The 23,188-nt window shown below is 61.8% G+C and carries 23 protein-coding genes; 8 read left to right on the top strand and 15 right to left on the bottom strand.

What is annotated here, in order from left to right; genetic code table 11:
• Positions 1 to 79: 79 nt before the first annotated feature.
• From yjiA to ACJ8QF_RS19710, 3 genes are all read right to left on the bottom strand, one after another.
• The gene (yjiA, locus tag ACJ8QF_RS19720) at positions 80 to 1,042 is read right to left on the bottom strand and encodes a GTPase (RefSeq protein WP_280630974.1); all 963 of its coding nucleotides are present in this window, start codon (positions 1,040 to 1,042) and stop codon (positions 80 to 82) included.
• Positions 1,043 to 1,063: 21 nt separating this feature from the next.
• Positions 1,064 to 1,267 carry a YbdD/YjiX family protein gene (locus ACJ8QF_RS19715; protein WP_004953088.1) on the bottom strand — a complete coding sequence of 68 codons (204 nt, stop codon included), beginning with the start codon at positions 1,265 to 1,267 and terminating at the stop codon, positions 1,064 to 1,066.
• Positions 1,268 to 1,484: 217 nt separating this feature from the next.
• Positions 1,485 to 3,665 (bottom strand): carbon starvation CstA family protein, encoded by a 2,181-nt coding sequence (locus tag ACJ8QF_RS19710; protein WP_131165157.1) that lies wholly within the window; start codon positions 3,663 to 3,665, stop codon positions 1,485 to 1,487.
• 436 nt (positions 3,666 to 4,101) lie between these two features.
• Between ACJ8QF_RS19710 and sfnG the strand changes: the two genes are divergently transcribed.
• The gene (sfnG, locus tag ACJ8QF_RS19705; protein WP_049239726.1) at positions 4,102 to 5,196 is read left to right on the top strand and encodes a dimethylsulfone monooxygenase SfnG; all 1,095 of its coding nucleotides are present in this window, start codon (positions 4,102 to 4,104) and stop codon (positions 5,194 to 5,196) included.
• Positions 5,197 to 5,200: 4 nt separating this feature from the next.
• On the opposite strand, the gene ACJ8QF_RS19700 is transcribed toward sfnG, so the two are convergent.
• From ACJ8QF_RS19700 to ACJ8QF_RS19660, 9 genes are all read right to left on the bottom strand, one after another.
• Positions 5,201 to 6,085: a LysR family transcriptional regulator gene (locus ACJ8QF_RS19700; protein WP_154870177.1), complete on the bottom strand. Its 885-nt coding sequence runs from the start codon at positions 6,083 to 6,085 to the stop codon at positions 5,201 to 5,203.
• A gap of 27 nt (positions 6,086 to 6,112) precedes the next feature.
• Complete coding sequence (locus ACJ8QF_RS19695; protein ID WP_019453282.1) at positions 6,113 to 6,805, bottom strand: MgtC/SapB family protein; 693 nt, start codon at positions 6,803 to 6,805, stop codon at positions 6,113 to 6,115.
• 111 nt (positions 6,806 to 6,916) lie between these two features.
• On the bottom strand, positions 6,917 to 7,696 hold the full coding sequence (locus tag ACJ8QF_RS19690) for an ABC transporter ATP-binding protein (RefSeq protein ID WP_154870176.1): 780 nt from the start codon (positions 7,694 to 7,696) through the stop codon (positions 6,917 to 6,919).
• Between the two features lie 585 nt (positions 7,697 to 8,281).
• Positions 8,282 to 9,364: a porin gene (locus tag ACJ8QF_RS19685; RefSeq protein ID WP_094142342.1), complete on the bottom strand. Its 1,083-nt coding sequence runs from the start codon at positions 9,362 to 9,364 to the stop codon at positions 8,282 to 8,284.
• Positions 9,365 to 9,395: 31 nt separating this feature from the next.
• Positions 9,396 to 10,187: an ABC transporter ATP-binding protein gene (locus ACJ8QF_RS19680; RefSeq protein WP_033641723.1), complete on the bottom strand. Its 792-nt coding sequence runs from the start codon at positions 10,185 to 10,187 to the stop codon at positions 9,396 to 9,398.
• A gap of 15 nt (positions 10,188 to 10,202) precedes the next feature.
• Positions 10,203 to 11,924 (bottom strand): ABC transporter permease, encoded by a 1,722-nt coding sequence (locus ACJ8QF_RS19675; RefSeq protein WP_261803106.1) that lies wholly within the window; start codon positions 11,922 to 11,924, stop codon positions 10,203 to 10,205.
• 480 nt (positions 11,925 to 12,404) lie between these two features.
• A complete protein-coding gene (locus ACJ8QF_RS19670) occupies positions 12,405 to 13,094 on the bottom strand; it encodes a trehalose-6-phosphate synthase (RefSeq protein ID WP_442537774.1) in 690 nt (229 codons plus the stop codon).
• Positions 13,095 to 13,107: 13 nt separating this feature from the next.
• Complete coding sequence (locus ACJ8QF_RS19665; protein ID WP_049239727.1) at positions 13,108 to 13,518, bottom strand: GNAT family N-acetyltransferase; 411 nt, start codon at positions 13,516 to 13,518, stop codon at positions 13,108 to 13,110.
• A gap of 32 nt (positions 13,519 to 13,550) precedes the next feature.
• Entirely contained in the window at positions 13,551 to 14,921 is a 1,371-nt protein-coding gene (locus ACJ8QF_RS19660) for a glutamine synthetase family protein (RefSeq protein ID WP_154870173.1), read from the bottom strand.
• A gap of 236 nt (positions 14,922 to 15,157) precedes the next feature.
• Here ACJ8QF_RS19660 and ACJ8QF_RS19655 point away from each other — a divergent pair, with 236 nt between their 5' ends.
• Complete coding sequence (locus ACJ8QF_RS19655) at positions 15,158 to 15,457, top strand: hypothetical protein (RefSeq protein WP_131165161.1); 300 nt, start codon at positions 15,158 to 15,160, stop codon at positions 15,455 to 15,457.
• A gap of 15 nt (positions 15,458 to 15,472) precedes the next feature.
• On the opposite strand, the gene ACJ8QF_RS19650 is transcribed toward ACJ8QF_RS19655, so the two are convergent.
• Complete coding sequence (locus tag ACJ8QF_RS19650; RefSeq protein WP_131165162.1) at positions 15,473 to 15,874, bottom strand: putative T6SS immunity periplasmic lipoprotein; 402 nt, start codon at positions 15,872 to 15,874, stop codon at positions 15,473 to 15,475.
• Positions 15,871 to 16,410: a hypothetical protein gene (locus ACJ8QF_RS19645; protein ID WP_131165163.1), complete on the bottom strand. Its 540-nt coding sequence runs from the start codon at positions 16,408 to 16,410 to the stop codon at positions 15,871 to 15,873. Before ACJ8QF_RS19645 ends, ACJ8QF_RS19650 begins: the two co-directional genes overlap by 4 nt.
• Positions 16,411 to 16,859: 449 nt before the next feature.
• Between ACJ8QF_RS19645 and ACJ8QF_RS19640 the strand changes: the two genes are divergently transcribed.
• Positions 16,860 to 17,159: a helix-turn-helix domain-containing protein gene (locus tag ACJ8QF_RS19640; RefSeq protein ID WP_004933284.1), complete on the top strand. Its 300-nt coding sequence runs from the start codon at positions 16,860 to 16,862 to the stop codon at positions 17,157 to 17,159.
• Here ACJ8QF_RS19640 and ACJ8QF_RS19635 read toward each other — a convergent pair.
• Complete coding sequence (locus ACJ8QF_RS19635; RefSeq protein WP_442537773.1) at positions 17,149 to 18,066, bottom strand: LysR family transcriptional regulator; 918 nt, start codon at positions 18,064 to 18,066, stop codon at positions 17,149 to 17,151. The two genes, ACJ8QF_RS19640 and ACJ8QF_RS19635, sit on opposite strands and share 11 nt — an antisense overlap.
• 168 nt (positions 18,067 to 18,234) lie before the next feature.
• On the opposite strand from ACJ8QF_RS19635, the gene ACJ8QF_RS19630 reads away from it, so the two are divergent.
• Genes ACJ8QF_RS19630 through ACJ8QF_RS19610 form a run of 5 tightly spaced genes read left to right on the top strand, consistent with a single transcriptional unit; the run spans position 18,235 to position 23,176 of the window.
• On the top strand, positions 18,235 to 18,933 hold the full coding sequence (locus tag ACJ8QF_RS19630; RefSeq protein ID WP_004933280.1) for a CoA transferase subunit A: 699 nt from the start codon (positions 18,235 to 18,237) through the stop codon (positions 18,931 to 18,933).
• An 11-nt stretch (positions 18,934 to 18,944) separates the two neighbouring features.
• Positions 18,945 to 19,598: a CoA transferase subunit B gene (locus tag ACJ8QF_RS19625; protein WP_015376496.1), complete on the top strand. Its 654-nt coding sequence runs from the start codon at positions 18,945 to 18,947 to the stop codon at positions 19,596 to 19,598.
• A gap of 14 nt (positions 19,599 to 19,612) precedes the next feature.
• Positions 19,613 to 20,797 carry an acetyl-CoA C-acetyltransferase gene (locus ACJ8QF_RS19620; RefSeq protein ID WP_164095941.1) on the top strand — a complete coding sequence of 395 codons (1,185 nt, stop codon included), beginning with the start codon at positions 19,613 to 19,615 and terminating at the stop codon, positions 20,795 to 20,797.
• Positions 20,798 to 20,815: 18 nt separating this feature from the next.
• Entirely contained in the window at positions 20,816 to 21,739 is a 924-nt protein-coding gene (locus ACJ8QF_RS19615; protein WP_197753521.1) for a 3-hydroxyacyl-CoA dehydrogenase family protein, read from the top strand.
• 45 nt (positions 21,740 to 21,784) lie between these two features.
• Positions 21,785 to 23,176, top strand: a complete 1,392-nt coding sequence (locus ACJ8QF_RS19610) for a GntP family permease (protein ID WP_015376499.1) — start codon at positions 21,785 to 21,787, stop codon at positions 23,174 to 23,176.
• Positions 23,177 to 23,188 lie beyond the last annotated feature (12 nt).

Genomic DNA, 23,188 nt, shown 5'->3' with positions numbered 1-23,188 from the left:
GCATGCCAATACGGCGATGTCGCTAAAGCGCAGCGCGTTGCGATGCGTCAGCGTGCCCCATGGGCGAGGTTTTTCGCCCTTACCCCAACCCCCCAATCCTTCCCCGAATCTCCTCCTCCGGCAGATCCACACCAATAAATACCAAGGTGCTCCGACGTTCCTCATCAGGCAGCCACTCCCGATCCCAGTCGGCGTTATACAGCCGCTGCACGCCCTGGAACAGCAGGCGGCGCGGCTCGTCTTCGATAGACAGAATGCCTTTGTAGCGCAGCAGGTTGTCGGCGTATTCCAGCAGCAGGCCTTCCATCACCTCGGAGATTTGCATCAGCGGCAGCGGCCGTTCCAGCGTTACCACGATCGAGCGGATGTCGCTCTGCGGCTGCGGGATGCGGCGGAACAGCGGGGCGGGCGGTGTCAGGTTGAGCTTGTCGTTCAGCGTAAAGCCTTCGATGTCGAACAGCACGCTCAGATCGATATCGCCGTGCGTCACCTGGTAGAGCGGCGCGCGGGCGTTCATCCGCTGCAGCCGCTGGATCAGCGCCTCGCAGTCCGGCGCTACGTCGGTTTTGGTCAGCAGGATGCGGTCGGCGTAGCCCACCTGCGCCTGGGCGATGCTGAACTGGCTCAGCTGCTGCTCGGCGTGCGCCGCGTCCACCAGGGTGATGATGCCGTCCAGCAGGAAGCGCTCGCACAAGATCTCGTGCGAGAAAAAGGTCTGGGTAATCGGGCCGGGATCGGCCATGCCGGTGCATTCGATGATCAGCCGATCGAACGCCAGCTGGCCGCTGTCGACGCCGTCCAGCAGATCCAGCAGTGCGTCCGCCAGTTCGTTGGACTTGCTGCAGCAGATGCAGCCGTTGCTCAGGGTGGTGATGCGGCTGGCGCGATCGCCGATCAGCGCATCGTCGATCGGCACTTCGCCGAACTCGTTCTCGATGACCGCAATTTTATAGCCGTGTTCGGCGTTCAGGATATGGCGCAGCAGGGTGGTTTTGCCGGCGCCCAAAAAGCCGGTCAGGATGGTGACTGCAATGGGTTTCATACGGATCCTTGTGACTGCGGGTTAACAGCAGCGCATGCCGCCTTTGCCGTCGCCGCCGTAGCGCGCTTGCTGGCGCTCGCGGAAAAATTCTTTATAGGTCATCACCGGCTTGTCCGGGTGGTTGTCTTTCATGTGCTGGACGTAGGTATCGTAGTCAGGCACGCCCACCAACATGCGCGCCGCCTGCCCGAGGTACTTTCCCGCCTGGCCAAGATTTCCGAACATAAGCCTTCTCCAACTTTACCCTGCATCACTACAGCGCTTGCTTAAGCCTGATATTAGGGGAAGCCGGGGGATGGGGTTCCCGCAGGGATGCCCCACCTCCGGGTCGCCCCGGTATCTCGATTGCATCGCGCCGCACGCCTGGCATCTTGCGATGCGCAGGCCGTGCGGCTTTGGGTACTACTTAACGTTTATTATGCAGGGTATCCGTTAAATCACATCAATGCTGGGTCGAAACTTTGACCTCCCCCTCAGTTACGCCGTCGACGGGCGCGGCCTGCGGCACCGGCACGTAAGGCGTTTCCTGGTCGGTGCGTTTCGGGTTCTTGTGCGCCGCCATCGCGGTTTTCACCCCGTAGAAGATGATGCTGTACACCACCAGCAGGAACAGAATGCTCAGCCCGGCGTTGGTGTAGTTGTTCACCACGATGTGGTTCATGTTGGCGATCTGCTGGGCGCTCAGGTCGGCGCCGCCTTCGGCGATTTTGCGTTTGTACTCGCCGGCCAGGAAGAAGAAGCCTTCCAGCTGCGGGTTGTCGCTGAACAGCTTCAGGCCCAGCGCGTAGGTGGTGCAGATCAGCAGCCACACCGCCGGCAGCACGGTCACCCAGATGTATTGCGCGCGCTTCATCTTAATCAGCACCACGGTGCCCAGCACCAGCGCCACGGCGGCCAGCATCTGGTTGGAGATGCCGAACAGCGGCCACAGGCTCTTCACGCCGCCGAGTGGATCCACCACGCCCTGATACAGCAGGTAGCCCCACAGCCCGACGCAGCCGGCGGTGCCGATGATGCCGGCCACCAGCGAGTCGGTTTTCTTCAGGAACGGCACGAAGTTGCCGAGCAGATCCTGCAGCATAAAGCGGCCGGAGCGGGTGCCGGCGTCCAGCGCGGTCAGGATGAACAGCGCCTCGAACAGAATGCCGAAGTGATACCAGAAGCCCATGTTGGCGCCCGGAATGATCTGGTGGAACACGTGGGCGATGCCCACCGCCAGGGTTGGCGCGCCGCCGGCGCGGTTCAGCACCGAAGGTTCGCCGATGTCGGTGGCGGTCTGCAGGATCTGTTCCGGGCTGATGACGAAGCCCCAGGAGCTGACCGCCGCCGCCGCGTGCACGGTCACGTCCTTCAGCGAAGCCATGATCATCGGCGCGTCTTCGGTGCCCAGGCGGTGCAGATCCGGCATGGTGATGCCCAGCGCCGCCGGCGGGGTGTTCATGGCGAAGTACAGGCCCGGCTCGATGATGGAAGCCGCCACCAGCGCCATGATGGCGACGAAGGATTCCATCAGCATTGCGCCGTAGCCGATAAAGCGCGCGTCGGTCTCATTGGCCAGCAGCTTCGGCGTGGTGCCGGAGGCGATCAGCGCATGGAAGCCGGAGACCGCGCCGCAGGCGATGGTGATGAACAGGAATGGGAACAGCGTGCCTTTCCACACCGGGCCGGTGCCGTCGACGAACTGGGTCACCGCCGGCATTTTCAGCTCGGGGTTGAGGATCACGATGCCGATCGCCAGCCCGACGATCACGCCGATTTTCAGGAAGGTGGCCAGGTAGTCGCGCGGCGCCAGGATCAGCCACACCGGCAGCAGAGCGGAGACGAACGCGTAGCCGATCAGCGTGAAGGTGATGGTGGTGTCTTTAAAGGTCAGCGCCGGGCCCCAGTACGGGTCGTGCGCCACTACGCCGCCGAACCAGATGGCGGCCACCAGCAGCACGATGCCGATGATTGACACTTCACCCACGCGGCCAGGGCGCAGGTAGCGCATGTAGATGCCCATAAACAGCGCGATCGGCACGGTGGAGCAGACGGTGAACACGCCCCACGGGCTTTCCGCCAGCGCTTTCACCACGATCAGCGCCAGCACCGCCAGGATGATGATCATGATCAGGAAGCAGCCGAACAGCGCGATGGTGCCCGGTATCGGCCCCATCTCTTTTTTGATGATCTCACCGAGCGAGGCGCCGTTGCGGCGCGAGGAGATGAACAGCACCATAAAGTCCTGCACCGCCCCCGCCAGCACCACGCCGCCCAGCAGCCACAGTGTGCCGGGCAGATAGCCGACCTGCGCGGCCAGCACCGGCCCCACCAGCGGCCCGGCGCCGGCGATGGCGGCGAAGTGGTGGCCGAACAGCACGTTCTTGTTGGTCGGCACGTAGTTGAGGCCGTCGTTGTTGACCACCGCCGGGGTGGCACGGCCGGCGTCCAGCTTCATCACCCTGGTGGCGATGTACAGGCTGTAGTAGCGGTAGGCCACCAGATACACCGCCACCGAAGCGACGACGATCCACAGCGCGCTGATGTGTTCGCCGCGGCGCAGCGCCACCACGCCAAGGCAGGCTGCGCCGAGTATCCCCAGCAGCATCCACGGAATGTGCTTTAAAATCCCCTCTCGTTTCATGAGGTATCCTTAATTCCAGTCTGCAAAATATGAATGAACTCATCCGCTTGTAAGAGATGTCAGAGTGGCGCGGTGAGCCGTAGCGTCTTTCCCGAGGTAAGGCGGGTTTAGGAACAGCTCATCATCGCCGGGGGTAAGGGGGGAAGACAGGCGTATTTCGCTCAGCGGTCAGATCCGCCGGGTGAACGGTTGGATTGGCGGGGTAAGCGGTTTGCTGCATAACCAACAGCCGCCCGCCAGCCGCTGTTGCCAATGCAGCACCCGCTTTAACCCGCCGACTTTAAACCCTCGGTTTATCAGCCGGATGCCTTAACGCGGCGGTTGGCACGCATTCTGCTATCGGATTTATAACCAAAACAAGGTTTTCAATATTTGTAAATCGATAATGGTTATATGTGTGCCGCATCACGGCGCCAACGAGCAGAGGGAGAGAAGCATGTCAGCAGCAAACCACTCGCAGCAGCCTATTCAGTTCGCCTACTGGGTGCCGAACGTCTCCGGCGGTCTGGTGATCAGCAACATCCCGCAGCGCACCGGTTGGGACATCGGCTACAACCGCAAGCTGGCGCAGATTGCCGAGCGCGCCGGTTTCGACTACGCGCTCACCCAGATCCGTTTCACCGCCGGTTACGGCGCCGACAACCAGCACGAGTCGGTGTCGTTTTCGCAGGCGCTGCTGGATTCCACCGAGAAGCTGAAGGTGATCGCCGCGCTGCTGCCGGGGCCGTGGAATCCCACGCTGGCGGCCAAGCAGATCGCCACCATCAGCCACCTTTCGGAGGCGCGCATCGCGGTCAATATCGTCAGCGGCTGGTTCCGCGGCGAGTTCAAGGCCATCGGCGAGCCGTGGCTGGATCACGAAGAGCGCTACCTGCGCTCGGAAGAGTTTATCCGCTGTTTGCGCGGCATCTGGGCCGAGCCCAGCTTCAGCTTCGCCGGCGATTTTTATCGCTATCGCGACTACTCGCTGAAGCCCAAGCCGCTGGATCCGCTGCCGGAGATCTTCCAGGGCGGCAGCTCGCGGGCGGCGCGCGACATGGCGGCGCGAGTCTCGGACTGGTACTTCACCAACGGCAACAGCGTGGAGGGCATTCGCCAGCAGGTGGACGATCTGCAGACCAAGGCCAGGGCCAACCAGCACCGGGTCAAGGTGGGGGTGAACGGCTTCGTCATTGCCCGCGATACCGAGCAGGAAGCGCAGGCGGTGCTGCAGGAGATTATCGATCACGCCAACCCGGAGGCGGTGCAAGGATTCGGCCACGAGGTGAAGAACGCCGGGGCGGCTTCGCCGGAGGGCGAGGGCAACTGGGCCAAATCCTCGTTTGAGGATCTGGTGCAGTACAACGACGGCTTTAAAACCAACCTGATCGGCACGCCGCAACAGATCGCCGAGCGCATCATCGCGCTGAAAGACGCCGGGGTGGATCTGATGCTGTTGGCGTTCCTGCACTTCCAGGAAGAGGTGGCGTTCTTCGGCCGCGAAGTGATCCCGCTGGTGCGCGAACTGGAGCGCCAGCGGGCGGCGGCCTGAGCGTTCAACCCGTTTGCAGGGTTTGCAGCAGGTGGATAAAGGCGACGCTGAGCGGCGGCGTGGCCGGCTCATGGCGGGTAAAGACATAAAAGCGCGCGCTGATGTCGATCCCCTGCGTCGGGATTTTCTGCAGGTGCAGCTGCGGGGCGTAGTGCGCGACGACCCGATCGCTCAGCAGCGCGATATAGCCCTGCTGCCTGACCAGGCACCAGGTCGCCAGAAAGGAGTCGGTCTCGACGATCTGGCCGTGCGGCGTGTAACGCTCGGCGATCTCGCGGATGGCGGCGTGCCCCACCGAGCAGGAGCGCGGCACCACCCATTTGGCTTCGGCCGGCGGCTGCCCGGCGGCGGTCAGGTCGCCCCCTTGATAGAGCGAGAAGCGCTCGCTCTTCAGCGCCTGCATGGCCAGATCGGCGCCGCCCGCCGCGCCGTTCAGGCTGCTGACCGCCAAATCCAGCTCGCAGTTTCTCAGCCGGGCGAGCAGGCCTTCCGGGCCGTCTTCCACCACCGTCACCCGGGTATGCGGGTAGCGGCGGTTGAAGCCTTCGAGCACCTGAGGCAGGTAGCACAGCAGCGGATCGACGCTCATCCCCACCCGCAGGCGCTTCTCGCCGCCGGCGCTCATGCCGCGCAGCTCGTCAAACGCGCTGAGCAACTGATTGGTGGCGGCGTCTATCCGCCGGTAAAACAACTCGCCGACCGCCGTCAGGCGCACGCCGCGGTTGCTGCGCTCCAGCAACCGCGCGCCGATGGACATTTCCAGCTCTTTGAGCACCCGGCTGAGCGTCGGTTGCGAGACGGCCAGTTTTTTCGCGGCATCGTGCAAACTTCCGCAGTGAACGATGTCTTTGAACATCGTCAGATGAGCCAGTTTCGGCATGGTTTTCATGGTGGATCTCCCAGGAAGTGAACGGCATTAACCGGAGCCGGCGATGCGGCTGTAATAGGCCTGTTTCATCATGCTGTCGTTCAGCAGTTTATTGATGGTCTGGTCGAGCACCGGCGTGGTGACGGAGGCCGGCATCAGCGTGGCGGTGATCTCCACGTCGTCGTCGCCAAAGGGTTCGATATCCAGATGCGAGATAAAGCAGTTTTCTCCTTGCAGCACCTGTTTGAATTTGGCCAGCGCTTCACGCTGCTCATGCTCGAAGGCAATGACGCAAATCTGGTAGGTGGATTCGCCGTTAACGTCATTGAAGGGCTGTTTGTTGACCATATTGACCAGAGGGCGCAGCAGGGTGTTGGCGGCGAGCACGAACAGCGTGGCGGCCAGCGCATCGCCGTACAGGCCGCAGCCGGCGCAGGCGCCGACCGCCGCGGAGCCCCAGAGCGTGGCGGCGGTGTTCAGGCCGCGGATGTTCATCCCTTCTTTCATGATGGCCCCGGCGCCGAGAAAGCCGACGCCGGAGACCACGTAGGAGATGACGCGCACCGCGCCGCCGCTGCCGTCGATGGTCATGGCCAGGTGGACGAAGATCGCCGCGCTGGTGGCCACCAGCGTATTGGTACGCAGCCCGGCGGTGCGCTGGCGAAATTGTCTTTCGTAGCCGATGGCGGCGCCCAGGACGGACGCGGTCAGCAGCGTCAGCAGTGTATGAATGAAATGCATGATAATAACTCGATGTATTATCCGCTTATCATGAGCCACCCGTGGCGGGGTGACTCTTGATAAACAGGTAGTTAAGTTGGCGGGATCCGTCCCGCCAGGCCAGGGCGGCGCTCAGTGCGCGGCGGCGATCTGCCGGCTGAGCGTCTCGCTGATTTTGTCCGTCAGCGGCTGCATCCCCTCGCGGGTACGCGTCTCGCGGCGCTGCGCGATGTGATAGCAGCCGTCGAGGGTGCCGGCGCCCAGCAGGAAGATGCGATCAGACATCATCACCGCTTCCTCTACGCTGTGGGTCACCAGCACGATGGAGCGGGTTTTGATCTGGCGAGAGCTCCAGATGCGCAGCAGATCGCTGCGCAGGTGTTCGCCGGTATAGACGTCCAGCGCGGAAAACGGCTCGTCCAGCAATAGCAGCATCGGTTCTACTGCCAGCGCGCGCGCAAAGCCGACCCGCTGGCGCATGCCGCCGGAAAGCTCGCGCGGGTAGGCGTCGCGGTAGGGCGCGAGACCGACCAGATCGAGCATTTTCAGCGTCTGGGTTTCGACCACCTGCGGCGGCAGATCCTGCGCCTGCAGCCCGAAGGCGATATTTTGATAGACGTTCAGCCACGGGAAAATGGCGAAGGTCTGGAACACCATGTTGATCTGCGGATTCGGCCCCGAGACTTTTTTATCCCCCAGCATCACGGTGCCCAGATCCGGCGCGATCAGGCCGGAAAGTATGCGCAGCAGGGTGGATTTGCCCGAGCCGGACTGCCCCAAAATGCTGACGACCTCGTTATCGTAGAGGCGCAGGTTGATTTCATTCAGCACCAGGCGTTTTTCTTTACCGGTAGGCTGAACGCTTTTGCTGACGTTATTAACTGTCAGCAGCGTGGTTTTTTTTACCATCATGATGTTTCTCCACTCAATTAAAAATATGAGCATGGAAAAATGGCCGATAGTTATCGCCGCGCAGGGGTAAAATAAATGCGAGCGCAAATAAGCCTGAGCGTTATCGGACTGTTAATAAGCGTATGCTGGAAGGATTAGCCTGTCAGGCGCGCCGGAGCGGCGTGCGCGGAGGCCATGCGCTGAAGGGGTAAAGCGAAGGGATGTGGTAACTGACGCATATCCTGACACTTTCAGGATGCAATGGGATGACTATTGCTCCTGTGACCTCAGCGATTCCAACAATAAAATAAACAACCAACTGTCGCCGTCCATATCATTTCCCCGTTATTTTTCGTGTGGCCATAATACGCGTGATATTGCCTGTGATTCAATGTGGTTAGGCGGAATTATCGCGGTAAAATGTAATTTAATATGAATGCGGGGAGGTTTTTCTTTATTTATTAAACGGGGTGTCAACGAAAATCATGAGAATGAATATAGGCGCTATTTTATGGAAATATAAACCTGAATTAAACGAGAGAATAACAGGGCGGGCGCAAGACAAATAATGAACCGGCCGCAGCGCGCGCTGCGGCCGGGATCGGGTCAGAACTGATACATGATGCCGGTTTCGACAATGTCATCGGCGCCAGCGCCGACGGCGTTCTGCCGTTGCAGCAGGTTGAGCTTGTACTCCACGTAGGTCGACATATTGGCGTTGAAGCTGTAGTTCAGCGCCAGATCCAGGTATTTGACCAGATCGGCGTCGCCGATGCCGGGCAGGTTACGGCCGCGCGTTTGCAGGTAGGCCACCGAGGGCGTGACGCCGGAATCGAAGTGATACTGCGCGACCGCCTCGACGGCGTCCGCGCGGGGGGCGAATCCGGCGTAGCGATCGCCGTCGACATAGGTCATGTTTTCGGTGCGCGCATAGCTGGCCGCCAGGTAGAGGTTGTCCAGATCGTATTTCAGCCCCAGCGTCCAGGCCCGGGCGCGATCGCCGTCAGCCAGGCCGAAGCGCTGCTGCGCCAGGGTGCGCGCAGAGTTGGCGTAGGCGGCGCCAAAGTTTAGCCCCGCGCCGGTGTCGTAGGTGGCGGAAAAGGCGTAGCCATCGCCGTTTTGCGTCTGAATATCCTTCGCCCGCAGAGCGTCGTCCCCCCGATTCTTCCCCTGGTATTGCAGGCCGAGATCCAGACCGTCCAACAGCCCGCCCAGGCTGCGGTTGTGGTAGGTCAGCAGGCCGTTGGCGCGGCCGGTCATGAAGTTGTCGGCCGCTTCGTAGCTGTCGTTGCCGAATTCGGGCAGCACGTCCGTCCAGCCGGCCACGTCATACAGCAGGCCGTAGTTGCGGCCGTAGTCCAGGCTGCCCCAGCGGCCGAACGTCAGCCCGGCGAAGCCCAGCCGGGTATAGCTATTGCCCGGCCCGGCGCTTTCCGGCTGATCGAGCCCCGCCTGATATTCCCATTGGCCATACCCTGTCAGCCCGTCGGCGATCTGCGTCTCGCCTTTGAAACCGAAACGGGTGTAGGAGCGATCGCCGTTATTGTCGGCATCGCTGCTGAAGTAATGCACCCCGTTCAGTTGGCCGTAGAGATCCAGTTTATTGCCGTCTTTGTTGACGATTTCTGCCCCGGCGGCGGCCGCCGGCATCAGGATGACCAGCGCCATCAGTAAGCTTTTATGTTTCATTTCACTACCCTGAGTTAACGAAAATGCGGCCTTATCCGGCCGGTTGCGCCTGCGCTATTTTTTTGTACAGGCAGCTGCGGATCCGATCGGTGAGGTGCCGCAGGCTGTCCCGGTTGCGCGCCGCGCGGGGAATATTGATGCTGAATTCGTCATCGATCCGTTTGCTGGTCGCGTCCAGGATCAGCACCCGATCGGACATCAGCACCGCCTCTTCGACGTCGTGCGTCACCATCACCATGGCGCGCGTGCGCAGCCGGTTGTCTCCCCACAGCGCCAGCAGATCGCTGCGCAGTTTTTGCGCGGTAAAGATATCGAGGGCGGAGAAGGGCTCGTCCAGCAGCAAGACATCGGGCTCTACCGCCAACGCCCGGGCGAAGCCCACGCGCTGGCGCATGCCGCCCGACAGCTCGCGCGGCCAGGCGTGCTCATAGCCGCTCAGCCCCACCAGGCGCAGCAGCGCCTCCAGCCGCTCGGCGATCGTCTGCGGCGGCAGCTTTTGCGCCAGCAGGCCGAAGGCGATGTTGTCGTACACCGTCAGCCAGGGGTAGAGCGCGTAGGACTGAAACACCATGCCGGCGTTGGCGCTCGGGCCGCAGACCGGTTTGCCCGCCAGGGTGAGCGTGCCGCTGTCCGGCGGGATCAGCCCGGCCAGCATGCGCAGCAGCGTGGACTTGCCCGAACCGGATTGCCCCAGAATGGTGACGAACTCGCCGGCGTGCACGGTCAGCGACACGTCGCGCAGCACGGGGGTGGGGCGCTTGTTTTCGCCGATAAACGTTTTGTTCAACCGACGGGCGCTGATAATCACGTCTTGAGTCAGCATGTGGTCCCCCCTTGATCAGTCATATTTGAATTTGGTTTCCGCGATGCGATACAGCGGTTGCCAGACGAAGATGATGCACAGCGCCACCAGCGTGCACATCGCGGCGCAGCCCAGTGCGGACTCCGGGTTCTTGCCGGCGTCGGTGACGACGGAAATGAACGCGCCCAGCCCGGTAGCGCTGAGGGTGGTGCTGCCCCACTGGATCACTTCGGCGGCGATGGCGCTGTTCCAGGCGCCGCCGGCGGCGGAGATGATGCCGGTCACGATATAGGGGAAGATCGCCGGCAGCATGTAGTAGCGCCACCAGCGGAAACGGCGCAGGCCGAAGGTTTCGCTGACTTCGGTGATCTGCGTCGGAATGGCGGAAACGCCGGCGATCACGTTGAACAATACGTACCACTGGGTGCCCAGCATGATCATCGGAATGGCCCACCAGCCGAGATCCTGATGATAAATGGCGATGAAGGCGGCGATCAGCGGGTAGAAAATGTTGGGCGGAATGGCCGCCAGGATCTGGATGATCGGCTGGAAGATCTTCACCAGGCGCGGATTCAGGCCGATCCACACCCCCAGCGGCGTGAAGATCGCCACGCTGAGCAGCATGGCCGCGGCCACGCGCGCGGTGGTGAGCAACATCCACTCCGGCAGCATGGCGAAGTACTGTTTGGGGAAGTATTCCCACAACTGATAGCCGAACCACACGCAGGCCAACACCACGCCGAGATACCACAGGCTGCGCCACAGCCAGTTGCCTTTGGCGGCGAGCCTGAACAGGCGGTGCAGACCGAGGGCGTACCACAGCCGCGGCAGCTTGAACAGCCACAGGTCAGCCAGCGCGCGCAGCGTGCGGCCGAGCGCCGCGCCGACGTGCGAGAAGGCCAGGCTGTTGTAAAACCACGGATTGCCGAGCGCCCGATTGGCGGTGACGTCTTCGTATTTGAAGCGGGCGGTGTAACGCACCAGCGGGCGGAACACCAGCTGATCGAGCAGCACGATGTTGGCGGCCAGCGCGACGATCGCATACAGGATCGCCGGCACGTTCTGCTGCGCCAGCGCTTCGGCGATATAAGAGCCGACGCCGGGCAGTTCGACCGAGCGATCGCCGACCGGAATGGCTTCGGAGGCCACCAGGGCGAACCAGGCGGCGGATTGCGACACCATGGCGTTCCACAGCAGGCCCGGCACCGAATAGATGAATTCCAGCCGCCAGAAGCGTTGCCACGGGTTGTAATTGAAGCTGCGGGCGGCTTCGTCCAGCTCCTTGGGCACGATGCGCAGCGTCTGATACAGCGTCAGCATCATGTTCCAGGCCTGGCCGGTAAACACCGCGAAGATGGCGGTGCACTCCAGCCCCATCACGCTGTGTGGGTAGAGGTTGAGAAAGTACACGGTCGTGAAGGTCAGGAACCCCACCAGCGGCACCGACTCCATAAAGTTGACGAAGGGCAGGATCACCCGGCGCAGCGGCGCATAGCGCGCGGCCAGCACGGCGAACACCACAGAAAACAGCAGCGACCAGGCCATACCGAGGAGAAAACGCATGCTGGTTCTGAGCGAATAATAAAGCAGGTTCCAGGCATCGAGACTAATGGCAGAGACGTTTTGTTCATTGAAGTCGCCGTGCATGTCGCCCCATGCACGAATAAAAAAGGCAATGAAGAAAACGCCGATGGCGATAACGATAAAGTCATTTAAATAAGACTTTCTGAAAACAGATGTACCCCGGTTATTTTGCATAACGCAATACCTTATTTTTCCCATAAGAAATCCGTCGGCGCTCGGGTAATGCTCCCGGCGACATCAGATAAATACCGCCACAGCGGTTGAGACAAACGTTGTTTTCGCAGCGGGGCGATGGGCGGGCAGAGCGGGAAAGGCCGTCAGAAGGGGAGCGGTTGCCGCATTCCGTATCTTTCAGAATGCAACGTAGATGGCATTACTGAAAGGTGCCCAATAGCATTAGCGTAAAACTAAAACTTTCATCGCCCATAGGGCCCTCCTCGGTTTAAATATGGCACGGAGAGGGTAATGTGTTTTGCTAATAAAAAGCAATTGGCGGCGCGCGGTTTTTACGGTTGATATGTAACAGGATGAATATTCATTTTTTAATCGCTATATTCAGAAAATTAAATGACCTATTTTGATGGCGGTAAATGCGGTGGAAATAAATCGCAGCGAAATAAAACGGCGCGCCTGAATACCGCGCGCGCCGTAACATTAATAAACCTGCCTGCCGTTGATGCCGGCGGGGAAAATGCCGGTGGCGAAAATATGCCCGTTGGCCTGGATCTGGTCGTCGGGCAGTATCTCCAGCGGGAACTCGCCTGACAGGCAGCTGAGAAAGGCGTTGCGATCGTCCGTGGTGGTAAAGCCGATCAGATCGTAGAACAGCAGCGAAGCGATCAGCTGGCGATGTTCCGGGATGCGCCGCAGCAGCGCCGCCGACGGGAACGGCAGGTGGAAGAAGAACGCGCAGGCATTCAGCAGCCCCTGCTCCTTCAACGCCTGGGCGCAGGGCAGCAGCTGGTAGTCGTCGATACAGACGATGTCGCCGGGGCACAGGTGCTCGCAGGCGATATCGGCGAAACGGCAGTTCAGCCGCCGGTAAGCGCGGTAGTTTTCCGGCGTGAAGTGTGCCTTCTCCGGCTGGTTGTGGAACACCGGCCACAGGCCGTCGTGGTAGTAGCCCTGATAGTGGCGGCGAAACTCCTCGATCGACAGCGGGAAGGTCACCTGATCGTAACCGGCGCGTTGGCGGCAACTGATCGGGCGCTGCGCAAAATTCTGCACGTCGCCGTTCCAGCCGAGCCACAGCCCCGGTTCGGCGTCGGCCGCCAACGTCCGGCCGGCGCAGGCCAGATCCTTGCCGTCGCACTGTTTGTTGGAAATCAGCACCAAACGAGACATCGGGTTCTCCTTATCAGTGCAGGGCGCGCGGGGCGTGCGCCGCGCAGTCGGCGCGCCAGGGCGCTTGCAGCACGGGCAGCGTGACGCGCAAGCCGCGCAATGCCGGATGCGCCAGGCAGCAGCGCGTCAGCCAGCTTCCCAGCCCGACGCCGCGGTATTCGGCGCTGACGAACAGCTCGCTCACCGAGGCGAAGGTGGCGTAATCGGTCACCATACGGGCGAAGCCGAGCTGGTGGCGTTTGCGGTACAGGCCAAAGCACAGGCCGTGGCGCGCCAGGCGCTCCGCCGCCGTCCGATCCGGCAGGCTGAGGAAACGCTGGATCGCCTCGATATCCAATAACTGCCGATCGGTGCTGATATGAAAAACGCCTTTGCGCCAGCAGAGCAGCGGCTGTACGGGGGCCAATTGCGGTTGCATGTTCATGATTATCCTTAGGTTAACGAATCAGTGGATGGTTACAGCATCCAGCCGAGTTCGGCGGCGGTGACCTGTTCCTCGAAGCGGCGCAGTTCGGCGCTTTTGCAGGTGTGCCACAGGGTGCAGAACGCCGGGCCGAGCAGCTCGCGCAGCGGATCGCTGTGGCGGAACAGCGCCAGCGCCTCCTGCTGGCCGAGCGGCAAGGGGGCGGCGTTGTCGCTTTCGCAGCCGTTGGCGGCGGGCGGCAGCGGCAGCGGGTGTTCCAGCCCGTGCAGCAGGCCGCCGAGCATCACCGCCAGCGCCAGATAGGGGTTGGCGTCGGCGCCGGCCAGGCGGTATTCGATGCGCTGATTGGCGCTGTCGGCGCAGGGCAGGCGCAGCGCCACCGTGCGATTGTTGTGGCCCCAGGAGGCGCGCAGCGGCACGTGCATGCCGGGGCGGAAGCGGCGAAACGCGTTGATGTTGGGCGCCAGGATCGCCATCGACGCCGGCATCAGCGCCAGCATGCCCGCCATCGCCTGTTGCATGTTGTCGCTCAGTTCGCCCGGCGCGCCGGTCAGCAGATTCTCGCCGCGCTCGTTCTGCAGGCTGATGTGAAAATGCAGCCCGCTGCCGGCGGCATGGGCACAGGGCTTGGCCATAAAGCAGGCGTGCTGGTGATGTTGCTCGGCAATCTGCCGCGTCAGGCGTTTCAGCGCCATGATCTGGTCGCAGGCTTCCAGCACGCGCCGGCTGTGATGCAGGTTCAGCTCGTACTGGCCGGAGGCGGCTTCAGCCACCACGCCGGTCAGCGGCAGGCTTTGCAGCCGCGCGTGCCGTTCGATGTCGCTCAGCAGCGCATGGTGGCGCTCGGGCGCATCCACCGCGAAGCTCTGCGTCGGGCAAGCTTCCGTTTCGGCGGGGCGCAGCGGATCCTGCAGGTAGAACTCCAGTTCGGCCGCTACCACCGGGAAGCAGTTGCGCTCGTGCAGGCGCTTCAGCACCCGTTGCAGCACCACGCGCGGCTCCAGCTCGCAGGCGCCGCCGTCGGCGTTTTGCATCGTCAGCAGCAGCTGGGCGTGGCGTTCGGGATCGCGCGCGCAGGGGCGCAGCGTGCCGGGCACCGGCAGGCACAAGCGGTCCGGCTCGCCCGCCCGCTGCCCCAGCCCGCTCTCTTCAATCACCCGGCCGTGCAGATCCAGGGCGTAGATTGACAGCGGGAAGTAGCAGCCTTTTTCCAGGCCAAAGGCTTCGGCGATCGGCAGGCGCTTGCCGCGCAGCTGGCCGTTCAGATCGTGCAGATAAATATCCAGCTGTTCGGTATCCGGATAGCGCTGCAGGTAGTGTTCCAGCTCTTTGCGGAAGGTGCGCGTCGGCGATGCGGGCAGCTCCGCCAGCAGAGGATTGAACCCGATGATATTAGCATGCATGGCGTGCTCCAGAACGAAGACCGGTCACGGCCAGAGGCAGGGATAAACGCATGAGACAACTCTCTTGTGAGGCCATAGCGGCGATGTGAAAAGGGTATCTGCGGCGGCAAAAACTGTCTGTAAAAACGCCGTAACGTTAACGGGGCGCGGAATAAAAATGCCGTAAAGAGCGCGGCGGGTTGGCCGGGTTGGCACGGTCTATACTGGCGAGACGGGCCGTAGAAAGAGGGATAACGATGAAGAGAATAGGGCTGCTTATCGCCGCGCTGGCCGCGTTCCACGCCACCGCGTCTTCCCCACAGGCGTGGGCCGAGAGCGAACGGGCGATGCGCGCCGCCTGCCTGCAAGCCAGCGGGCTAAAAAACGCCAGGGTGGAAGGGGAGATTATTCACTACGGTGATGACGTCGGCTATTCGGCGCTGTTTATCGGCGGGCGCTACCCGCAGCCGTTTATGAAAAACCAGCCGGGCAGGGAGCTGTGCTTATATCAGCGCGCCACGCAGAAGGCGGCGGTGCAGGCGGTGGAGGGGGAATAAATAATCCCAGTCTCCTTACTGTAGCTGTATTTCTCCTTTGGGATTAATTCTTAAGTTGAATTCTTTCATGTATTTACGCCTTTCCGTATCGTTATTCATCGAGACGCCGAGCAAGACGGAGTATTCTCCCGCAGCCCAGTTTACTTGCGGATAAGTGACGCATTGCCCTGGTTTCAGGTCAGGCAACGGAGTGACTTCTGGTGAGGTCCAGACGATATGCCATTGCTGTTGTTCCTGTCGTGAGACGATCACTCCCCGGTTTTGCAGGTTGTCGCCGCTGCGAACGCTGTTGATAGGCACTGCAAAGCAAGGTTGATTGTCTTTGAGCGAGACATCCAACGGATGGTACCAGGGCTGAGTGGATTGACAGCCGTTCAGTAGCAGTACGCACAGCAAAGAGAGATAACGTCTTGTCATAATAAGGTGTTCCGGTTCTTTGGATTTTTCAGGAAAGCTCGCAATACCCATTCATAGCGTTTTTTGATGTCTGGCCCAATAATGCCGCTGTAGTTGGTGATTATTTGAAAACCATTGCGCCCGAATTTAGTGAGATAGAAATAGTCTGCAATGATACTTGCCTGTGCCTCCATTCCATAATCGGATAGAAGATGATAATTGGGCAAGGAATACTGATAGGAAACCGCCCAACTAGCCAACCCGCGCAGGCGTACGTTCATACCTAATTGATATTGCCAGACATGCGCCATTTCATGGATAAACCAATGCTGATCGTAGGCGTTTGCCGTGGCAAAGTCTTCTTTGAAGTGTTTGGGCATAAAATAGAGCGTGCCATTTGGTGTTACGGCCGTATCTTCATGCTGTAAGCCGAAGGGGAAATAGCTGCCGTTATGGACGCGAACGCGCGAGTAATCGACAGCATCTTTGTAGAGCAGTCTGGCCAATGTGATTTCACCGGCCGTAAGTTTTCTGGCGTTTCCTTGAGTTGTGGCCATGGTTTTAATCCGTTAAAACATGAAAAAATACCATAACGAAAGTTCAGACATGATTAACCCACTTTGTCACAATCTTTTGCGTTCGCTCACAAGACGGAAAGGCAAAGGAGTATTTGGTGTAATTAATTGATTGATATGGAGAATGATTCTATTATTTTGATATTCATTCATAAATAAAAAACCGGGTTGCGTGCTTTATTACCTCGCCAAATCAGCATGTTTTCTTCTCTGTCCGACGCTGATGTCGCTGTTCCCGTCTCTTGTTGCATCCCATGTTCAAGCCGCAAGGCAATAACCACTTTCTTTTGTCAGCTGCCAGGCAAAACGCCAATGGTGGTCTGGAGAAAATTATATATTCCAGTCTATCGTCTTGTCATAGATTGTAATCTATAATCTGTCGATGCCACGTGGACGGTAATGACAACGAAAGAGTTTACAAGGAGTAACCCATGAGCACCTTAAAACAACTGCTGGCCGCCCGCACCCCGGAGAGCCGCCGGCGCATCGAGGAAATGGCCGAAGAGATGCTGTTTGAAGCGCACCTGCACCAGCTGCGGGAAGCGCTGAATATTTCCCAACAGGAACTGGCGAAAACGCTGGGTATTTCCCAGCCTTCGGTCGCGGCCATCGAAGGGCGCGGCAACGAGCTGAAGATTTCGACCCTGAAACGCTACGTGGAAGCGATGGGCGGCACGCTGCGCCTTGACGTTGAGCTGCCGGGCGGCAAGCACGTCGGGTTTACGGTTTAAGCGCAGGAGCCGCGCCACTCTCCGCCATCTCCCGTTCGATTACCGTCGCCAGCGCCTGCGCGGCGGAAGAGAGCTGATGCTGCGCCAGGCGGATCAGGCCCACGCGCCGTTCGATGATCGGGCCGATCAGCGGCACGCACACCGCTCCCAGCTCATCCATCTGTTGCTCGCACAGCGCCGGCACCGCGCTGGCGCCGAGGCCGTTGGCCACCATGCGCCCGACCGTCACCAACTGGTGGCTCTCAAACGCCACCTCCAGCGTTCGCCCGCTGCGGGCCAGCTCCTGCTCCAGCAGCAGCCGCACCGCCGATGGCCGCTGCAGGGTGATGAAATCCAGCGTCAGCAGCTCCTTCCAGCTCACCTGCGCCCTGCGTGCCAGCGCCGAATCCTTCGGCACCACCGCCAGAAAGCGATCGCGGCACAGCGGGGTGAAGTGCAGGGTGTCGCTCGGCTCCGGCTCGAAGGCGATACCCATCTCCACCCGGCCTTCGCGGATCATTTCAAACACCTGCTCGTTGATGACGTCGTGCACCGCCACGTTGATGCCGGCGTAACGATCGCGAAACGCCTTGAGGATCGGCGGCAGCGGGTTGCCGGCGAACGATGGCATGGCGGCGATCGCCACCTTGCCCATCTGCAGGGTGAAGCGCTGACGCATCGCCTCTTCCGCGTTATCCCAATCCGCCAGCAGCTGGCGCGCCATCGGGAAGAAGGTTTCTCCTTCCGGCGTCAGCGTCACCCGGCGGGTGGTGCGCAGCAGCAACGGCCCCCCCAACGCGTCTTCCAGCCCACGGATCGCCAGGCTGAGCGCCGGCTGAGAAATATTCAGCCGCTCGCTGGCCTGGGCGAAATTCAGAGTGTGAGCTACCGCTAAAAACGCGCGTAACTGTTTGATGCTCATTTTCATTTTGGTTGGCGTTAACTCTTTGTTAATTGTCGGTTAACGAGTGATTAATAAAAATTCTAAATGAATGCGGCATAAAAACAAAATTAACAAATCATTTTTGTGACCTGAAGATGCCCTCACGCAAGCCAGGGCATTTCGCCCTGCGCCGCAACATGCAGGGGCAACGATATGGCAGGGCTCGACAAACGCGTCGGCAGCTACCAGGAAGCGCTGGCAGGCCTGACGGACAACATGACGGTGCTGGCGGGCGGCTTTGGCCTGTGCGGCATCCCGGAAAACCTGATCGAAGAGATCCGCCGGCGTGGCGTGCGCGGCTTGACGGTGGTTTCCAACAACTGTGGCGTCGACGGGTTCGGCCTCGGGCGGCTGCTGGAAACCCATCAGATCCGCAAGGTGGTGGGATCGTACGTCGGCGAAAACGCGCTGTTCGAGCAGCAGGCGCTCAGCGGTGAGCTGGAGGTGGATCTCACGCCGCAGGGCACGCTGGCGGAGAAGATCCGCGCCGGCGGCGCCGGCATCCCGGCATTCTTCACCGCCACCGGTTACGGCACGCCGATCGCCGAAGGCAAAGAGGTGCGCGAGTTCAACGGCCGCCCTTACATCATGGAAACCGCCATCACCGGCGATTTCGCCATCGTGAAAGGCTGGAAGGCCGATCACTTCGGCAACGTCATCTACCGCCACACTGCGCAGAACTTCAATCCGCTGATGGCGACCGCCGGGCGCATCACGGTGGTGGAAGTGGAAGAGATCGTGGCGCCGGGCGAACTGGATCCGGCGGCGATCCATACCCCCGGCATCTACGTCGATCGGCTGATCCAGGGCACCTTCGAGAAGCGTATCGAACAACGCACCCTGCGGGCATAAGGAGAATTCGCATGCTTACCCGTGAACAAATGGCGCAGCGCGTGGCGCAAGAGCTGAGGGACGGTTACTACGTCAACCTGGGCATCGGCATCCCGACGCTGGTGGCCAACTATGTGCCGGCGGGCATGGACGTGATGCTGCAGTCGGAAAACGGCCTGCTGGGGATGGGCGAGTTCCCGACCGAGCAGCAGCTGGACGCCGACATGATCAACGCCGGCAAGCAGACGGTCACCGCGCGCCTCGGCGCGTCTATTTTCGATTCGGCGCAGTCGTTCGCCATGATCCGCGGCGGCCATGTCGATCTGACCGTGCTGGGGGCGTTTGAAGTGGACGTCGAGGGCAACATCGCCTCGTGGATGATCCCCGGCAAGATGGTCAAGGGCATGGGCGGCGCGATGGATCTGGTGGCGGGGGCGGAGAACATCATCGTGGTTATGACCCACGCCGCGAAGGGCGGCGAGTCCAAGCTGCTGCCGCGCTGCACGCTGCCGCTGACCGGCGCCCGCTGCATCCGCAAGGTATTGACCGATCTGGCCTACCTGGAAATTGAAGACGGCGCCTTCGTGCTGCGCGAACGCGCGCCGGGCGTCAGCGTGGCGGAGATTGTCGCCAAAACCGCCGGCCGGCTGATCGTGCCGGAGCAAGTGCCGGAAATGCGTTTCTGAGACGGGAGGTGAATGTGCAACAACGTGAAGTGGTGATCGTGGCGGCGACGCGCACGCCGGTCGGCAGTTTTCACGGCGCGCTGGCGCCGCTGACGGCGGTGGAACTGGGCACGGCGGCGGTGCAGGGGCTGCTGGCGCAAAGCGGCGTGGCGCCGCAGCAGATCGATGAAGTGATCCTCGGCCAGGTGCTGACCGCCGGCTGCGGGCAGAATCCGGCGCGCCAGACCGCGCTCAACGCCGGGCTGCCCGTTACGACGCCGGCGCTGACCATCAACAAGGTGTGCGGCTCCGGTTTGAAGGCGGTGCATCTGGCGGTGCAGGCGATCCGCAGCGGTGACGCCGACGCGGTGATCGCCGGCGGCCAGGAAAGCATGAGCCAGTCGCCTTACCTGATGGCCGGCGCGCGCGCCGGCCTGCGCCTCGGTCACGCGCAGATGGTGGACAGCGTGATCCACGATGGCCTGTGGGACGCGTTCAACGACTATCACATGGGCATCACCGCCGAGAACCTGGCGGAGAAATACGCCATCAGCAGAGAAGAACAAGACAGGTTCGCGCTGCGCTCGCAGCAGAAGGCGCAGGCGGCGCAGCAGGCCGGGCGTTTCGCGCAGGAGATCACGCCGGTGACGGTGCCGCAGCCCAAGGGCGAAGCGCTACGGGTAGAGCGCGACGAACAGCCGCGCGACACCAGCCTGGAGGCGCTGGCGCGGCTGCGCCCGGCGTTTCGCAAAGAGGGCACGGTGACCGCCGGCAACGCCTCGTCGCTCAACGACGGCGCCGCCGTGGTGCTGCTGATGAGCGCGGAAAAAGCCGCCGCGCTGCGTTTGCCGGTGCTGGCGCGCATCGCCGGTTACGCCTCGTCGGGCGTCGAACCGGCGATCATGGGCATCGGCCCGGCGCCGGCCGCGCGCCGCTGCCTGGAAAAAGCCGGTTGGCGGTTGGAGGAGGTCGATCTGATCGAAGCCAACGAAGCCTTCGCCGCGCAGGCGCTGGCGGTGGGTAAAGAACTGGGCTGGGAGGCGGAACGGGTCAACGTCAACGGCGGAGCGATCGCGCTGGGGCATCCGATCGGCGCGTCCGGCTGTCGCATTTTGGTGTCGCTGCTGTTCGAAATGCAGCGCCGCGGGGTGAACAAGGGGCTGGCGATGCTGTGCATCGGCGGCGGGCAGGGGGTGGCGCTGGCGGTAGAGCGCCCGTAAACAACCGAGGAGGGCACCATGCAGTCATCTGACTATGCGGTACTGGGCGCCGGGCTGATGGGGGTGGGCATCGCCACCCACTTTATTCGCCACGGCCATGAGGTGCTGCTGTATGACCCGGATCCGCAGCGCCTGGCGGAAGCGCCGGCGGTGGCGAGCGGCATTCTGGCCGAGCTGAGCGACGTCGGGCAGTTTGATAACGATGAGCGCGACGCGGCGCTGGTGCGGCTGCGCGTGACCGGCGATCTGAACGAGGTGGCGCGCGCCCGGCTGCTTATTGAGGCGATCCCGGAACGGCTCGAGCTGAAGCATGCGCTGTATGAGCAGTTGGAAGGGCTGATCGCCGACGACGCGGTGATCGCCAGCAACACCAGCGGCCTGCCGCCGGACGAGCTGGCGGCGCGCATGACCCATCCGCAGCGCCTGCTGATCGCCCATTTCTGGCACCCGCCGCACCTGATCCCGCTGGTGGAGATCGTGCCCGGCAGCGCCACCGAACCGCGTCATCTGGCGGCGGTGCAGGCGCTGCTCGGCGAGATGGATCTTGAGGCGGTGCTGCTGGAGCGCGCCGCGCCGGGGTTTGTCGGCAACCGGCTGCAGTTTGCGGTGCTGCGCGAGGCGCTGCACATCGTCCACAGCGGCATCGCCAGCGCCGAGGTGGTGGATCAGGTGATGCGCGCCTCGCTGGGGCGGCGCTACGCCATGGTCGGCCCGCTCGAAGCCGCCGACATGACCGGGCTGGCGACGGTGGCGGACATCGCCCGCCACCTGTTCCCGGAACTGGCGACCGGCGACGAGATGATGGCGCTGGTTGAACAGCGGCTGCAGCGCGGCGATAGCGGCCAGCGCAGCGGCCGGGGATTTTATCTGTGGGATGAAGCACGCAGGGAACGCATTCAACGGCGCCGGGCGCATCAGCTGCGCTTTGCGCTGAAACCGTAATTTCGCACTCCGTACCTGACAATAACAACGATAGCGAGGTGTCCGATGAGCGTTTTGATTGCCCTGGCAGCACTGGGATTACTGATGCTGGCCGCCTACCGCGGCTACAGCGTGATTTTGTTCGCCCCGATCGCCGCGCTGGGCGCGGTGCTGTTGACCGACCCCGGCGCGGTGGCGCCGACCTTTACCGGGCTGTTTATGGAGAAAATGGTCGGCTTCGTGAAGCTCTATTTCCCGGTGTTCCTGCTGGGGGCGGTATTCGGCAAGCTGATCGAACTGTCCGGTTTTTCCCGTTCGATCGTCGCGGCGGCGATCCGCATTCTCGGCCGGCGCCACGCCATTCCGGTGATCGTGCTGGTGTGCGCGCTGCTGACCTACGGCGGGGTGTCGCTGTTTGTGGTGGCGTTCGCGGTCTATCCGTTTGCCGCCGAGCTGTTCCGCCAGAGCGGCATCCCCAAGCGGCTGATCCCGGCCACCGTGGCGCTCGGCGCCTTCTCCTTCACCATGGACGCCTTGCCCGGCACGCCGCAGATCCAAAACATCATCCCGACCAGCTTCTTCGGCACCAACGCCTGGGCCGCGCCCTGGCTGGGGCTGATCGGCTCGCTGTTCATCATCGCGGTCGGCCTGCTGTATCTTGAACGCCAGCGGCGCAAGGCGCAGTTGAAGGGGGAGGGTTACGGCACCGAGCTGCTGAACGAACCGGAAACCCCGGACGACATCAACCTGCCGAATCCGCTGATCGCCATCCTGCCGTTGATTTTGGTCGGGGTATTCAACCTTGCCTTCACCCATTGGATCCCGCAGTGGTACGGCGCCAGCCACGATCTGACGCTGCCGGGGCTGGCCAAGCCCATCACCACCGATGTGGCGAAGATCACCGCCATCTGGGCGGTGGAAGCGGCGCTGGTGTCGGGTATTCTACTGGTGGTGGCGTTCGGCTTTGGCAATATTCGCGGCCGGCTGGCGGAAGGCAGCAAGACGGCGGTCGGCGGCGCAATTCTGGCGGCGATGAACACCGCCTCCGAATACGGCTTCGGCGCGGTGATCGCCGCGCTGCCGGGCTTTTTGGTGCTGTCGCAGGCGCTGTCGGCGATCCCAAATCCGCTGCTGAACGAAGCGATCAGCGTCACCCTGCTGGCCGGCATCACCGGGTCGGCCTCCGGCGGCATGAGCATCGCGCTGGCGGCGATGGCCGATAACTTCGTGGCCGCCGCCCATGCGGCACACATTCCGCTGGAAGTGCTGCACCGGGTGGCCTCGATGGCCAGCGGTGGCATGGACACCTTGCCGCACAACGGCGCGGTGATCACCCTGCTGGCGATCACCGGCCTCAGCCACCGGCAGGCCTATGGCGGCATTTTCGCCATCACCCTGATCAAAAGCGCCGCGGTGCTGTTCGTGATCGGCGTGTTCTACCTGACCGGCATTGTTTAAAGGAGCGATACC

Source organism: Serratia sp. CY81684 (assembly GCF_052166595.1).
Lineage (GTDB): Bacteria > Pseudomonadota > Gammaproteobacteria > Enterobacterales > Enterobacteriaceae > Serratia > Serratia nematodiphila.
The sequence above is the reverse complement of the archived record's forward strand: the minus strand, read 5'-3'. Positions and strand labels throughout refer to the sequence as shown.